Below are 13,773 nucleotides of genomic sequence, written 5' to 3'. Positions count from 1 at the left end.
GCCGGTTCACTACCCGCTCGAGGGCAGATCGGTGCGTGGCGCGGCGCCCAGGTGTGCGCCGACCCGCTTCACCAGGAGGGTCATCTCGTAGGCCACCTGGCCGACGTCGGAGTCGGCGTCGGCGAGGACGGCGAGGCAGCTGCCGTCCCCGGCGGCGGTGACGAACAGGAACGCCTCGTCGAGCTCGACGACGGTCTGGCGGACCTCGCCGGCCTCGAAGTGGCGGCCCACGCCCTTGGCGAGGCTGTGGAAGCCGGAGGCGACGGCGGCCAGATGTTCGCTGTCCTCCCGGGTGAGGTCCTTGGACGCCCCCGTGGGCAGGCCGTCGCCGGAGAGCACGATCGCCTTGCGGATGCTGGCGACGCGGTCCACCAGGTCGTCGAGGAGCCAGTTCAGCTCCCCCTTGTCGTTCGCGGTGTGGCCGGTGGCGCTCGGTTCGGTCATCGACCGTCCCCCTTAGTCCTTCGTCGTGGTGCTGTGCCGCTGCCGGCGTCGTCGCCCGCGGCGTTCTCCTCCCGGCCGCGCTGCCAGCCGCGCTGGAGCGAGGCCATGCGGCTGCGTACTTCGTCCGCGTCCCGTTCGACGGGCCGGGCCCGGTCGGTCTTCCGGGCCGCGGCGTCGCGCTTGAGCTGCGGGGCCAGGCTGGCCTGCCGCACGCGCCGGGGCAGTGCTGCGCCGTCGGGCTGTGGTGCGCCGTCGGGCTGTGGTGCGCCGTCGGGCTGTGGTGCGCCGTCGGGCTGTGGTGCGCCGTCGGGCCGCGGTGTGCCGGTGTCCGTGTCCTCGGTGCACGTGTCGCCGGTGACCGGAGGGGAGTCGTCGGGGCCGCCGCCGGTGGCCGCGGGGCGGCGGGAGGGGCCGGTGGGTGCGGGACCGGCGGGCGCGGGGGTGTCGTCGCGCTTCCCCGCGCCGGGGCCGGGCCGGGCGGGACCGGTGCTGCGCCGGCGGGCGGGCAGGGGCGGCGGTGTCTCCGTGCCCGGCTGCTCCGGGTCACGCGCGGGGAGCTCCGACACGGGTTCCGCTCCGGCCCGGCCGATGGCCCGTCGGCCGGTGCCGCCGCGGCGCCGGGAGGGCAGCGGCGGGGGCTCGTCCGCGTCGGGACGGGTGTGCGGGGCCGCGGTGTCGTCGTCCGTCCGTCCGTCCCGGGCCCGCGGGTCGCGGACCGGGCGGCCGTGGGAGCTGACCAGCTTGGGGGCGGCCCGGCGGGTGAGCGGCACGGGGCCGCTCCCCCGCTCGCCGGTCGTCCCGTCCCGGTCGTCCGGGGCGGGATCGTACCGCGCGGTGTCGTGTCCGGAGGTGTCGCTGCCGGGACGCTCGTCGTCGGCGCGGGAGCGGCGGGACCGGAACAGACCGCCGTGCTCGCGGTCCTCGTCGTCCAGGGCGGGGAAGCCGTCGAGGGCGTCCAGGTCGACGGGCGCCTCCAGTTCGACCGGTCCGTCCAGCACGGAGGCGGGCAGTCCGGGCAGGGCCACGGGCACCTGGGAGAGCCCGGTGCGGCGGCTGTCGGCCGGTTCCTTCTCCGTACGGCGCGGGCGGTCGAGGCGGAATCCGACGCCGTTGGTGTCGGGCACGTCGTCGGTGAGCAGCGCGTCGGGGATGAACACGACGGCCGTGGTGCCGCCGTACGGGGACGGCTGGAGGGAGACCCGGACGTTCTGGCGCCGGGCGAGCCGGCTGACCACGAACAGGCCGAGCCGGTCGGTGTCGGACAGCTCGAACTCCGGTGTCTCCGCGAGCCGGAGGTTGGCGTCGAGCAGCGCGTCGGCGGCCATGCCGAGGCCCCGGTCGTGGATCTCCAGGGTGAAGCCGTTGCCGACGCGCTCGCCGACGACCTGGACCGCGGTGTGCGGCGGGGAGAACACCGTGGCGTTCTCCAGCAGTTCGGCCACCAGGTGGGTGAGGTCGGCGACGGCCGGTCCGGTGACGGCGACCCGGGGCAGCCGTCGGACCTCGATGCGCTCGTAGTCCTCGACCTCGGCGACGGCGGCGCGTACGACGTCCATGAGCTGCACGGGCTTGCGCCACTGGCGGGAGGGGGCGGCGCCGGACAGGATGACCAGGCCCTCGGCGTGCCGGCGCATGCGGGTGGTCAGGTGGTCCAGCCGGAACAGGTCGGCGAGTTCCTCGGTGTCGTCCGTCCGGCGCTCCATCGCGTCGAGCAGGGTGAGCTGCTTGTGCAGCAGCACCTGGCTGCGGCGGGCGAGGTTGACGAAGACCTCGGAGACGCCGGCCCGCAGTTCGGCCTGCTTGACCGCGGCCTCGACGGCGGCGCGCTGCAGGGTGTTGAGGGCCTGGCCGACCTCGCCGATCTCGTTCTTGTCGTACTCCAGGCGCGGGACCTCGGTCTCGACGTCGACCTGTTCGCCGGCCGAGAGGCGGCGCATCACGCTGGGCAGCCGCACCCCGGACGCCTCGTGGGCCTCCAGGCGCAGTTGCCTGAGGTCGCGGATGAGCTTGCGGCCCACGCGCACGGAGAGGAACAGGGAGACGAGCAGGGCGGCCAGGCCGAGCACACCGGCGGCGACGGCCTTGGCGATGACGCCCACGGCGACGGGCCGCACCCGCTCCTGGTAGCGGTCGGTGGCCTGGTCGTTGAGGGTGGCGAGTTCCTCCAGCACCTCCCCGGCGGCGGTGTCCCAGGTCTTGGCGGTGACCCCGCGGGGCTTGCCGTTCTCGGCGAAGACGGCCGCCTGCTCGCCGACCCGCAGCGGGGCGGTGGCGGCGTTCGACCAGAACGTCTCGTAGCGGTCGCGCTCGTCCGCGGGGAGCTGCGGCAGCGCCGACTCGTACAGCAGGGTGCGCTGGGCCATCAGGTCGGAGACGTCCCGCACCTCGGTGGGGGTCAGCTCGCCGACGATCAGCGCGGAGCCGAGCAGGGCGTCCTGGCGGGCGAGCAGTTCGCGGGCACGGGCCAGGTTCACCAGGGCGCGGTACTGCTTGTCGAGGCCGACGTCCTCGACCACGTGCAGGTCGGCCAGCAGCACGTAGCAGGGGTCGACGAGGCGGTTGTAGAGGTCGAGGGCCTGGCGGCGGTCGACGGTGCCGTCGTCGACGCTGCGGCGGAGGGACTGGATGCCCTCGAACGAGTCGAGGACGGCGTCGAGTTTGCCGGAGCCGCCGTGCATGGCCTCGCGCACGCCGTCGGCGGACGCGCTCCGGCGGACGGCGGCCACGGCCTTGTCGGTGGCCGTACGGCTGCGCCTGAGGGCGGAGAGCCCGTCGGCGGCGCGGGGGTCGGCGAGATGGACGAGGGTCTGCCGGCGCTCCTGCTGGAGGACGCGGACGGTGTCCTCGACCGGGTAACCGACCTCCTCCATCACGGACGACACGTCGAACAGGTGGCTCGCCTCGCGGCTCGTGATCACCGTGGTGAAGGCCCAGAGCGTGGTCAGGGACACCAGCGGCACGAGAAGCAGCGCCACGATCTTCCGGCGGATGGACTTCCCGCGAAAGCGCATGGCCTCCCCCAGCTCGGCCCCTCGGGTGACCGAGGGCACGCATGTGCGTCAACAAACGGCGCGAGCCTACTACCGCATCGGGGTCAACTCGAAGACCCGGCCGGAGGGTTGGGTTCCGGCAGGCGGTGGGTACAGGCTGAGTTGTCCGCCCATTGCGGGAGATCGCCTCCCGGAGCCCGGGACGGGTTTCCCGGCCCTTTCCACCGGGTCACGTGCGGCTGTTGGCCGAAAACTTTCCCGGCCGGGAATCTTCACGACGCTCCGCACGTCCTTACCTGTGGGACATGGGGGCCGAATCGGCCACAGGAGCCGTGTCCCGCACCTGGGCGGCGTAAAACAGCGCAAGCCGGGCAGCCAATGGGGAGCCGGGTCTTCGGACATGGGCAGTGGGCTGGCGGCGGTGGGGAGTGACACGGTGATGGGCACGGCGGAGCGGCGCGGGACGTCCGAGGACGGCACTGCGGCGCGGGATGTGACGCGGCGGGGCGCCGCGGTGGCGGAGCGTGTGACGGACGCGGCCGGACGGCGGGCGGACGACGGCCCCGTCCGGGAAGCGGCCGAGGACCGGCCGGCGTACCGGCCGTTGTGGGTGGAGGAGCCGGCCAAACGGCGCCGCATGCCCGATCCGGTGCGGACGGCCGCGGTGCGGTCGGTGCTCGTCATCGCGGTGACACTGATCCAGGCCATGGTGGCCCTGCTGTGCACGCTGGCCGGATCCTGGCTCGCCTTCCCGATGGTCGTCAGCAGCGTGGTCAGCACCATCGCGGCCACCTGGGCGGTGCTCGACGTGTGGGTGACCCGCCAGGTGTGGAACCAGCGGCACGGCGTGGTGTCCACGCCCAGCAGCACGGCCCGGGCGCTGCGCCGCGAGCGGCGGCAGGCCCGCCGTCAGCAGCGGGCCGCCGAGCGCGAGCGGGCCCGCATACGTCGGCGGGGCGGCGCCGGGCAGTTGTCGCACCCGTAGGACGCGCCGTCGGTAGGGTGACGTTCCGTACGACGCACAGGTGAGTGCGGTGCGCGACGGCCCGGCGGCCCGCGCGCACCGGGCGTTCGGAGGGATGGGGGCCGGCCATGACCCGTGCGGGACGGCCCGGAGAGCGGGAGAAGAGCGCGAGCGGCGCCGTGCGGTCCGTGGACCGCGCGGTGAGCGTGCTGGAGATCCTCGCCCGGCGCGGTGAGGCCGGGGTCACGGAGATCGCCGGCGAACTGGGCGTGCACCGCTCCACCGCGTTCCGGCTGCTGGGCGTTCTGGAGAACCGCGGTCTGGTCGCGCAGGCCGGCGACCGGGGCAAGTACCACCTCGGGGCCGGTGTGCTGCGCCTCGCGGGCGCGGCGGCCGTGCGGCTGGACGTCTCGCAGGAGGCCGTCCCGGTCTGCCGGGACCTCGCCGACGAGCTGGGCGAGACGGTGAACACCGCGGTGCTGGACGAGGACGCCGCCGTCAACATCATGCAGGCGCGCGGTACGGCCGCCGTGACCGCGCAGGACTGGCTGGGCCGGCGCACAGCGCTGCACGCGACGTCCAGCGGCAAGGTGTTCCTGGCCCACATGGCGCCCGCGCTGCGCGAGGACCATCTGGCCCGCCCGCTGCGCCGGTTCACGGAGCACACCGTCACGGAGGCGTCCGTGCTGCGCGACGAGCTGGAGCGGGTGTCGGAGCAGGGGTACGCGGCGACGCGCGAGGAGCTCGAACTGGGACTCGTCGCCGTCGCGGCACCGGTCCACGCGCACGACGGCGCGGTGATCGCCGCGATCAGCGTCTCGGGCCCGGTGTTCCGGATGACGCCGGATCGCCTGCCCCGGCTGGGCGCCAGGACGGCGGCCGCAGCGGAGGAGCTGTCGCGGCGGATGGGGTACGGCTTCTAGGCGCCGCCCGCGGCGAGGGCGACGCCGGACGGCCGGCGCCACCGCGCACCCGAGCGGGGCGGGGCGGCACGTCACGCCCTTGGCGGCGCCGCGCGGGTCGTCAGGCTCGACGCGTCGGGGACCACGGCGTCGAAGGTCATGCCGCCGGGGACCGCGTGATGGGCGGTCGGGGCGGGCGGGCGGCCCACTCGAGCACGGACCGTCCGGCGCGCCCGGGACGTTTCACCCGTGGCCCCGAGCGCGGACCGGCCGGTCACGCCAACGCGAGCGGCCGGCACCGGGGAGTGGGACCCGGTGCGTGGCGGGGCGTGGCAGCCCCGGCCCCGCAGCCGAAGCGACCGGCGGTCACGGCGCCGCGAGGTGCTTCGCGGCCGCCGCTCAGGTCGTCGCGGCCGGCCGTTTGAACATGCGGGTGGCGGTGATCTCGCTGTGGGTCTCCTGGCCCGGGTCCGGCTGGGGGAGGCCGGGGCGGAGGTGTTCCTCCACGCTGATGTACTTCAGGCCCGCCCTCAGGTCGGCGTCGTTGCGGAGGCGGATGACCAGCGGGAACTCGGCCAGGGCCGTGGTGTCGAACAGGCCGGTGGTGTACAGCAGCTGGACGCCGAGCGCGTCGGCGACCGCCCGCTGGAGCTCCAGCAGGTAGGTGGCGTTGGCCCGGCCGATGGGGTTGTCGAGGAACAGCGTCCCCGCGTGCCGGTGCTTGTCGCGGCCCCGGTCGTTCGAGCGCAGCGCGGCCATCGTGCAGTACAGGGCGATGGCCGCGGTGAGCAGCTGCCCGCCGGAGAAGACGTCGCCCATCTGCCCGACCGGCACCCGCTCGGCGCGCAGCACCGCGTCGGGCTTGAGGATCTCCACGGCGACGCCCTTGGGCCGCAGGGCCGCGGCGACCCCGCGCAGGAGCAGGGACATGCCGTCCCGCCGCAGGTCGGAGTTCTTCTTGACGGCTGCCCGGGTGGCCTCGTCGATGACCTCGCCGAGGCGCTCGGTGAGGGTGGCCTGGTCGGGTTCCTCGAAACGGATGCGCAGGAACTCCTGCCCGGACCACTCCCCCAGGCCCTCCGGCAGCCGGGACAGCCGCTGGGCGGAGCGGAGGGTGGCGAGGGCGGACTCGACCAGGCCGCGCAGCCGGTCCACGATCGAGTCGCGGTTGCGCTCCAGCTGCTCCAGCTCGTCGGTGAGCACCCGCAGCCGGGGGGCGAAGGCGTCGGCCCACTTCCTGGCGTGCTCCGGCAGCGCGGAGGCGGGCAGTTCGCGGATCTGCTGGCGGGCCGGGGTGCGGACCTGTTCGTACCGGGTGGAGTTGGCGTGCCGCACCAGCACGTCGCCGGCCTCGCGCACCGCGGCCTCGGCGGCGGACAGGTCGGCGGCGCAGCCGCGCAGCGAGCGGCGTGCCTCGGCGGCGGACCGCCGGGCGTCGTCGAGACCGCCGGGGTAGGCCTCGGGCTGCTCCTGCTCCTCCTCGGCGGCGTGCTCGCGCAGCAGGTCGCGGAGCATGGCGGCGATCTCGTCGAAGCCGCCGGCCGCGTCCTCGGCGGCCCGGTGGGTGGCGAGGAGTTCGGCGTGCGCCTCCCGGGCCTGGCGCAACTGCTCCTCACAGGCGGCGAGTTCGGCGGTGGCGGTGCGCAGGAGGGCCTGGGCGTGCTCGGCGTCGCGCGGGACCAGTTCCTCGGGCAGCTCGGTGTGCGCCTCGCCGTCCGCCGGGGCGAGCCGCTCGGCCTCGCCGCGGAGCCGGCCGAGCTGCTCGCTCGCGCCGGACATGCGGGTCTCCAGCAGCTGCACCAGTTCCTCGGCGCGGGCCGCGGCGGCCTGCCGGCTGGGCCCGTCGGCCCCGTCGGGCGACTCCAGCAGCTGCTCGGCGCGGGTGCGGACCTTGTTGCTGAGCCGGTCCAGTTCGGCGCGCGCGGCGCTCTCGTCGCTCTCCGCGCGGGCCTGCTCGGCGCGCAGGTCGGCGCCGACGCCGACCTTCTCGTACACCTGGGACGCGGCGCGGTAGGCCTCCCGCAGGGCGGGCAGGGACGCCTGCGGGGCGCCGTCGCCGTCCTCGGGCAGGTCGTCGGGGGCGCCGGCGATCTCGGCGCGCTCGGCGCGCAGGGCGCGGGCGGTGCGCCGGGCGTCGTCGGCGGCACGCTGGGCGGCGCGCCGGTCCTCGTCCGCGGCACGGGCCCGCTCCAGGCAGGACTGGGCGCGGGCCTCCGCCTCGGCGGCGTCGTCGGCCAGTTCGCGCAGCTTGGCCTGCCATCCGGCGCGTTCGCGCAGCCGGAAGGCGAGCCCGGCGAGGGCGTCGGCGGCGCGCCGGGCCTTCTGGGCCGCCTCCTGCCGTTCGTCCCGGACCCGGGCCGCCTCGGCGGCCGCTTCCTCGGCCTCCGCCCGGAGGCTGCGCGCCTCCGCGAGTTCGGCCTCGGCCTCCTCGGCGAAGGTCCGTGCCCGCTCGGCCGTGGCGGCCAGTTCGGCGAGGCGTCCGGCCGGGCAGCCGGTGCGCCAGGAGGCGAGCCGGGCGGCGAGTTCGCGGTCCTTGCCGAGCCGGGCGGCGAGCGTCCGGATCTCCTCGTCCCGCTCGGCGGCGCGGGCGCGCAGCGCCTGCCGCTCCTCGTCGGCGGCGTGCTCGTCGTGCATGGCCGGGTTCGGCGGTACGAGGAACACGTCGCCGGAGTCGGACGCGGGCGTGGGCGCGAGCAGGGCGGCTGCGGTGCCGACGGCGACGGCGGACCGGGGCAGCAGGGCGGCGTCGCCGAGCGCCTCGCGGGCGCGGACGTGGGAGTCGGGGTCGGTGATGACGACGCCGTCGACGAGTTCGGGGCGGGCCGCCAGCACGCGCGCGTGGTCGGCGGGGTCGACGGCCTGGGCGAGGTAGCGCCACCCGGGGAGGGCGGGGATGCCGTGCTCGCCGAGGAACTCGACGGTGGCCAGTACGTCGGGGCCGGGCGGCAGCAGTCCGCCGTCGCCGAGGGCGCCGAGGATGCGGGCGTCGTCCGCGGCGGCGGTGCGCAGCTCGAACAGCTGCCGCTCCGCCGAGGACACGGCGTCGTCGAGCAGTTCGCGCAGCTCGTCGGCGAACCGGTCGAGTTCCTCCGCGCTCAGTCCGCCCTCGTGGGGACCGCTCCCCGCCGTGTCGGTGTCCGTGTGCCGGCCCGGCACGGCCGCCCGGCGCTTGCCGGAGGCGCCCGGCAGGCTCAGCAGCTCCGCCAGCCGCTGTTCGGCGGCGAGGGCCTCGGCGGTGCGCCGCTCGCTGTCGTGGGCGCGCTCGGCCGCCGTGGCCGCGTCGGCGGCGCGGGCGGCGGTGAGTTCCGCGCGGCTCTCGGCGGCGGCCGTCTCACGGGCGTGCTCGGTAGCCCGGCGGGCGGACTCGCGGGCGGTGTCCCAGGCTGCGACGGCGGTCTTCTCGGCGTCGCTGGCCGCGAGGGCGGCGCGGGCCGGGTCGGCGTCGGGGGCGCTGTCGTCGAGCCAGCCGGCCCGGACGGCCTCGGCGGTCTCCTGCTCGACCTCGGCGAGCCGCTGCCGCAGGTGGCCGATCTCGCTGCGGGCGCGCTGCGCCTCGGTGGCGGCGGCGGTGGAGTCGCGGTGGGCGCCGTCGCCGGCCTCCTGCAGGGCGGCGGAGCGCGCCTCCTCCTCGTTGGCGTGGTTCTCGGCGTTCCGCGCGGCGGCGTGCAGGGCGCGGACCAGGTCGACGGCGGCCTTGGCGCGTGCGGCGAGGGCCGGGGCGGCGTCCCGCTCGGCCTCCTGGATCGCGGCGGACACCCGCGCCACCCGGTCGGCGGCGGCCCGGTGGCGCAGCACGGACTCGGCGGCCTGCCAGGCGGAGTGGAGCGTGCGCGCGTCGGCCAGTTCGCGCTTCTGGGCGGCGGCGGACTTCTCGGCGGCGGCGAGCGCCAACGAGGCGTGCCGGTAGGCGAGTTCGGCGGAGACACGGGCGCTGTGCCCGCGGGCGGTCTCGGCCTGGGTGACCGCGTGCGCGGCGGCGGTGACGCGGTGGGCGAGGTCGGCCGCGCGCTCCCGCTCCTGGGCGCCCCGCGCGGAGAGCCGGCGGGCGAGGGTGCGGGTGCGGCGCTCGGCGGAGGCGTGGATCTCCCGGGCCCGGGTGCGGGCGTCGGCGGCCTCGACGATGCGGCCGAGCAGGTCGACGGACCCGGCGGTGAAGTCCCGTTCGGCGATGAGTTCGGCACGCCGGCCCAGCTTGTTGCCGAAGCCGCTGACCAGGTCGGCGAGTCCGTCGGTGTCGCGGGTGTCGGTGACGGCGCGCAGCAGCAGGTCGGTGAAGTCGGAGTCCTTCTTCACCGCGAAGAGACCGGCCGCCTCGCCCTCGTCTGCGTTCATCTCCCGTTGGTAGCGGAAGAGTTCGGGGTCGAGTCCGAGGTCACCGAGGTGTTCGGTCCAGCGTTCGTGGATCTCCTCCCAGTGCACCTCCAGGTGCGGGTAGGTCTTGCCCGCCTCGGTGAGGGCGTCACGGAAGCCCTTCATGGTGCGGCGCCGGCCACGGGCACCGGACTGGCCCTCGACGGGCGGGCGCACGGAGGTGGCCTCGGCGACGGGGAGGTTGTCCAGGCTGAGGCCGGGACCGGGGCGGAAGGAGTACCAGGCCTCGGCGAACTTCCGCGGGTCGTTGGAGACCTGGCGGCCGCGCCATTCGCTGACCTTGCCGACGACGACGCACTCGCCGGTCTGCACGTGCTGCCATTCGAGCGCCACGTGGCCGCAGTCGTCGGCGAGCAGGAACTTGCGCAGCACGCCGGAGCTGGCGCCGCCGAGGGTGTTGCGGTGCCCGGGGAGCATCACGGAGAAGATCAGCTTCAGCAGGACGGACTTGCCGCCGCCGTTCTCCAGGAAGAGCACGCCGGCGGGCGCGGGCCTGCGGGGCGGGCCGACGGGCTCGTCCGCGAAGAACTCCGCCTGCGTCGGCGCCGGGTTCGGCACGGTGGCGCCGACGCCGCGCAGGTCGAGCACGGTGTCGGCGTAGCGTGCGCCCGCCGGTCCGATGGAGTAGAGGCGGACCCGGGACAGCTCGTACATGGCGGACTCTCGTGAGGCTTCGTGGGGTGGGGGTCAGACGGAGTGGAAGGGGAGGCCGGCGTCGGCGACCAGGTCCAGGTCGTCGCCGTCCTCGGGCGGCAGCAGGGTGGGGGTGCCGTCGGTGACGGGGACGACGCCGAGGTCGAGCAGTTCGGCCATGGCGGCGCTGCCCGCCATGTCGCGGACCTGGAGCTGGTAGCGGGCGGTGGTGCGGTAGGTGCCGCCGTTGTCGTCGCCGGTGCGCTGGAGGAAGCCGGAGTCGGTGAGGAAGGAGACGGCCTTGGCGACGATGCCGGTGGTGGATCCGGCCAGGCGGCGGGCGTCCTTGGTGGCGCCGGTGGCGCTGCGCCGGGACCAGATCCGCCAGGCGGCCTCGAGTCCGGGGGCGTCGGTGGCCGGGTCGGTGTTCTCGCCCTGTTCGGCGGCCCGCTCCTCCAGTCGGTGGCAGGCCTGGCGGACGAAGGCGTCGACGCCGTTGACCGTGACGCGTCCGATGTAGCCGTCGTCGGCGAGGTCCTCGGGGCGGGGGAAGGCCATGGCGGCGACGGCGAGGTGGGCGAGTCCGTGCAGGAAGCGGTCGCCGCCGTCGGCGGAGGCGCGGCGCGCGTAGTCGCCCATGCGGACGGCGAAGACGGAGTCCTCGGCGGCGGTGACGGCCATGCCGGCGCGCGGGGACACCTCCAGGACGACGAGTCCGAGGCCGGTGGCCACGGCGTCGGCGAGCCGCGCGAACGGCGGGTCCTCCCGGTAGCGGCGCAGCAGGTCGGCGTACTCCTGGTCGCGGGCGGGCTGGAGCTTGGGCTGGAGGCCGAAGGCGACGAGCCGGGCCGCGTCGGCGGCGTCGGCGGGCGTGACGACGGTGCTCGCCGGCGTCGCCGCGGGCTCCGGCTCGCTCCAGTCGGCGTGCTCGGTCACGGTCGGGGCTCCTCGGTGCGGGCGGAATCGGTGCGGGCGGAATCGGTGCGGACGGGATCGGTGCGGGGGGTGTCGCCGCGGGCTGCTCGGGTCGCGGTCACGCCGCCTCCGCACGGTCCGCGGCCATGCCCGCCGCGTCCAGCAGGGCCGTGCCCACGATGAGGTCGGCGCCGCCGAACTCGGGGTCGTCGAGTGCGGTGCCGTCGTCCACGGCGAACAGCAGTTTCCGCTCCCCCTGGCGGTAGGCGGTGCCGACCGGCGGGCTGGCGGCGTGGACCGCCAGCAGGGCGACCAGGTAGGGCAGCTCGGGGTCCTTGCGGCGGGCCTCGGCGAGCAGCCCGGACAGCCGGCGCGGCGCGTCGGCCGGGAGGTCCAGCAGTTCGGTGGCGGCCGCGAGCTGCTCCTCGCTGAAACGGCTGTCGTCGGGGGTGGCGATGAGGTCCGGCTCGGGCATCTCGGCACCGAGGTGCTCCCGCTCCACGGGCGGGGTCAGCAGGATCTCGACGAGGTCGGCGACCCGGACGGACACGGGTGTGCGCAGTCCGGTGCCGTGGGCGAAGAACGCGTCGGTGACCCGGGACGCCTGCTCCACGGGGAGCGGCAGCAGGGGCGCGAGGAGCTGGCCGTAGAGGTCGGTGCCGGCGGCCGCGGCGGGGGTGGCGAAGGCCTGCCGGTCCTGCTCGGCGCGGAACAGCGGGCCGGCCTCCAGCAGCCGGGACTGCAGCTGGGTGTGACGGCGGATGCAGTCCTTGACGATGTCCACCAGCTCGGCGGCGCGGCGCTTGTGCCCGGGGTCCTCGGACTCGTCGCGGGCCTTGCGGATGTTGGTGAGGATCGCGTTCTCGTGGCGGTAGCGGTCGGCGACGTGGTCGAGCGCCTCGGCGATCATGTCGGGCACGGCGCTGAGCCAGTCCACCGCGCGGACGTTGCGCCGGGTGGCCTCCAGGGCGCGGCGCAGGGTCTCGGAGTACTGCACCGTGCGGTAGCGGGCCTGCTCGGCGGCGAGCTGGGCGTCGGCGAGCCTGCCCCGGCTGATCAGCACCTCGAGCTTGACCTCGGCGGCGATCTGGGCGCTGGTGACGTCCGTGTCGAGGGCGCCGACCAGGACGTTGACCGCCTCGTCGGTGGTGCGCAGGTACACCGTGCCGCCGGGTCCCGGGACCTCTTCGATCAGCTTGAAGTCGTAGTCGCGGCGGACGTACGTGCCGTCCGGGCCGAACACGCCGTACACGGCGCGGAAGCCGCGGTCGACGCTGCCGACGTTGATCAGGTTCTCCAGGACCCAGCGGGCCACCCGCTCGTGCTCGGCGGCGGGGCGGTCGGGGGCCTGCGCGGCGGCGCGCGGGACGAGCCGGGCGACGATCTGCTCGTGGTCGGCGCCGGTGTCGAAGTCCATGGTGAGCGTGACCAGGTCGATGGCGGCGAGGGCGATCTCCGCCATGCCGTACACCGAGTACTCGCCCGCGAGATTGGCCTTGCGGGCGTCCAGGTCGTGCAGCGGCGCGGTGCACGCGAGCGCGCGCAGCCGCCGCGCCAGTCCTTCGTCGGCGGCCGGGCCCGGCGCGGGGCGCGGCCCCGCGCTGAGCTGGGGCGGAACGCTGTCCGTCGATGCAGGCGAAGTCACGGTGCACAGACTAGGTCCTCGGTCCGACAACGGCCCAAACGAGGCAGAAGCGCCCCGTTCCCGCGGCCTGCGGACCACCCGCACCGGCCGGTTTCCCCGCGGTCCTACTCCCCGTCCCCGACCCGGCGGCGGTAGACCTCCACCACCCGTTCCAACGACAGGTCGAGGTAGGCCGCGAGCAGGCGCTCGGCCGCGTCCCGGTCGCCCGCCTGAAGGGCCTGGAGGATCTCGACATTTCGCGCGATGTACGGTTCGTGCAGCCGCTGCGGCTCGTCCACCACGTGGAAGGCGAGCCGCAGTTCGGCGAAGACGCTGCGCATCAGCTCGGCGGTGCGCTCGCCGGAGGCGAGGGCGACCAGCTCCTGGTGGAAGTGGATGTTGGCCGTGCCCACCGCTTTCCAGTCACCTTCGCGCGCCGCCCGCTGCCCCTGCGCGACCGCCCCGGCGAGCCCGTCGAGGGCGTAGGGCGGCTCGCCCAGCCCGCGGACGACGGCGCACTCGACGAGCCGGCGGGTGCGGTAGATGTCCTCGACGTCCTCGACGGTCAGCACCCGGACGAACACGCCCCGGTTGAGCTCGTGGACGAGCAGCCGTTCATGGGTGAGCAGCCGGAACGCCTCGCGCAGCGTGTTGCGGGAGACCCCGAGGGCGCCGCCGATGCTGTCCTCCGACAGCCGGGTGCCGGGCGGGAAGAACCCCTCGGCGATGCGGCTCCTGAGGATGTCCGCGACGCGCTCGGCGGTGCTGGTGCGGCCCAACAGGGCGCGGTCGTCGGCGAGTCCGCTCGTCTGCTCTGCCATGCCTGAATTCAAGCGCACGCGGAAGAACGAGACAACAGGGGTATTGAAGGATCGTTCAACGATCCTCTACCTTGCTGGGCACCGGCACGGCTCACTCCTTTCCCGCACC

8 protein-coding genes are annotated in these 13,773 nt (G+C 75.4%); 2 read left to right on the top strand and 6 right to left on the bottom strand.

The window, feature by feature from the left end:
• Positions 1-9: 9 nt before the first annotated feature.
• Positions 10-444, bottom strand: a complete 435-nt coding sequence (locus C1708_RS27440) for a roadblock/LC7 domain-containing protein (RefSeq protein WP_106415199.1) — start codon at positions 442-444, stop codon at positions 10-12.
• On the bottom strand, positions 441-3,455 hold the full coding sequence (locus C1708_RS27435; RefSeq protein WP_106415198.1) for a nitrate- and nitrite sensing domain-containing protein: 3,015 nt from the start codon (positions 3,453-3,455) through the stop codon (positions 441-443). Before C1708_RS27435 ends, C1708_RS27440 begins: the two co-directional genes overlap by 4 nt.
• 418 nt (positions 3,456-3,873) lie before the next feature.
• Between C1708_RS27435 and C1708_RS27430 the strand changes: the two genes are divergently transcribed.
• Together C1708_RS27430 and C1708_RS27425 are read left to right on the top strand one after the other, a co-directional pair.
• Positions 3,874-4,419 (top strand): hypothetical protein, encoded by a 546-nt coding sequence (locus tag C1708_RS27430; protein ID WP_106415197.1) that lies wholly within the window; start codon positions 3,874-3,876, stop codon positions 4,417-4,419.
• Positions 4,420-4,526: 107 nt separating this feature from the next.
• Complete coding sequence (locus C1708_RS27425) at positions 4,527-5,321, top strand: IclR family transcriptional regulator (RefSeq protein ID WP_198602607.1); 795 nt, start codon at positions 4,527-4,529, stop codon at positions 5,319-5,321.
• 378 nt (positions 5,322-5,699) lie between these two features.
• Here C1708_RS27425 and C1708_RS27420 read toward each other — a convergent pair whose 3' ends face one another.
• The 4 genes from C1708_RS27420 to C1708_RS27405 form a co-directional block, all read right to left on the bottom strand.
• Positions 5,700-10,325, bottom strand: coding sequence for a coiled-coil domain-containing protein (locus tag C1708_RS27420; protein ID WP_106415196.1), 4,626 nt, complete (start codon positions 10,323-10,325; stop codon positions 5,700-5,702).
• 33 nt (positions 10,326-10,358) lie between these two features.
• Complete coding sequence (locus C1708_RS27415; protein WP_106415195.1) at positions 10,359-11,240, bottom strand: hypothetical protein; 882 nt, start codon at positions 11,238-11,240, stop codon at positions 10,359-10,361.
• Between the two features lie 97 nt (positions 11,241-11,337).
• Entirely contained in the window at positions 11,338-12,864 is a 1,527-nt protein-coding gene (locus tag C1708_RS27410) for a hypothetical protein (protein ID WP_106415194.1), read from the bottom strand.
• A gap of 104 nt (positions 12,865-12,968) precedes the next feature.
• Positions 12,969-13,664 (bottom strand): GntR family transcriptional regulator, encoded by a 696-nt coding sequence (locus C1708_RS27405; protein ID WP_106415193.1) that lies wholly within the window; start codon positions 13,662-13,664, stop codon positions 12,969-12,971.
• Positions 13,665-13,773 lie beyond the last annotated feature (109 nt).

This window comes from Streptomyces sp. DH-12, assembly GCF_002899455.1.
In the GTDB taxonomy this organism is placed as follows: Bacteria; Actinomycetota; Actinomycetes; order Streptomycetales; family Streptomycetaceae; genus Streptomyces.
Note: the sequence above shows the minus strand (reverse complement) of the source record. Positions and strands in the feature narration are given on the sequence as shown.

Excerpts from the sequence above, each read along its gene's own strand:
- C1708_RS27430 (WP_106415197.1), top strand. The coding sequence starts at position 3,874 with ATGGGCACGGCGGAGCGGCGCGGGACGTCCGAGGACGGCACTGCGGCG.
- C1708_RS27440 (WP_106415199.1), bottom strand. The coding sequence starts at position 444 with ATGACCGAACCGAGCGCCACCGGCCACACCGCGAACGACAAGGGGGAG.
- C1708_RS27435 (WP_106415198.1), bottom strand. The coding sequence starts at position 3,455 with ATGCGCTTTCGCGGGAAGTCCATCCGCCGGAAGATCGTGGCGCTGCTT.
- C1708_RS27420 (WP_106415196.1), bottom strand. The coding sequence starts at position 10,325 with ATGTACGAGCTGTCCCGGGTCCGCCTCTACTCCATCGGACCGGCGGGC.
- C1708_RS27405 (WP_106415193.1), bottom strand. The coding sequence starts at position 13,664 with ATGGCAGAGCAGACGAGCGGACTCGCCGACGACCGCGCCCTGTTGGGC.
- C1708_RS27425 (WP_198602607.1), top strand. The coding sequence starts at position 4,527 with ATGACCCGTGCGGGACGGCCCGGAGAGCGGGAGAAGAGCGCGAGCGGC.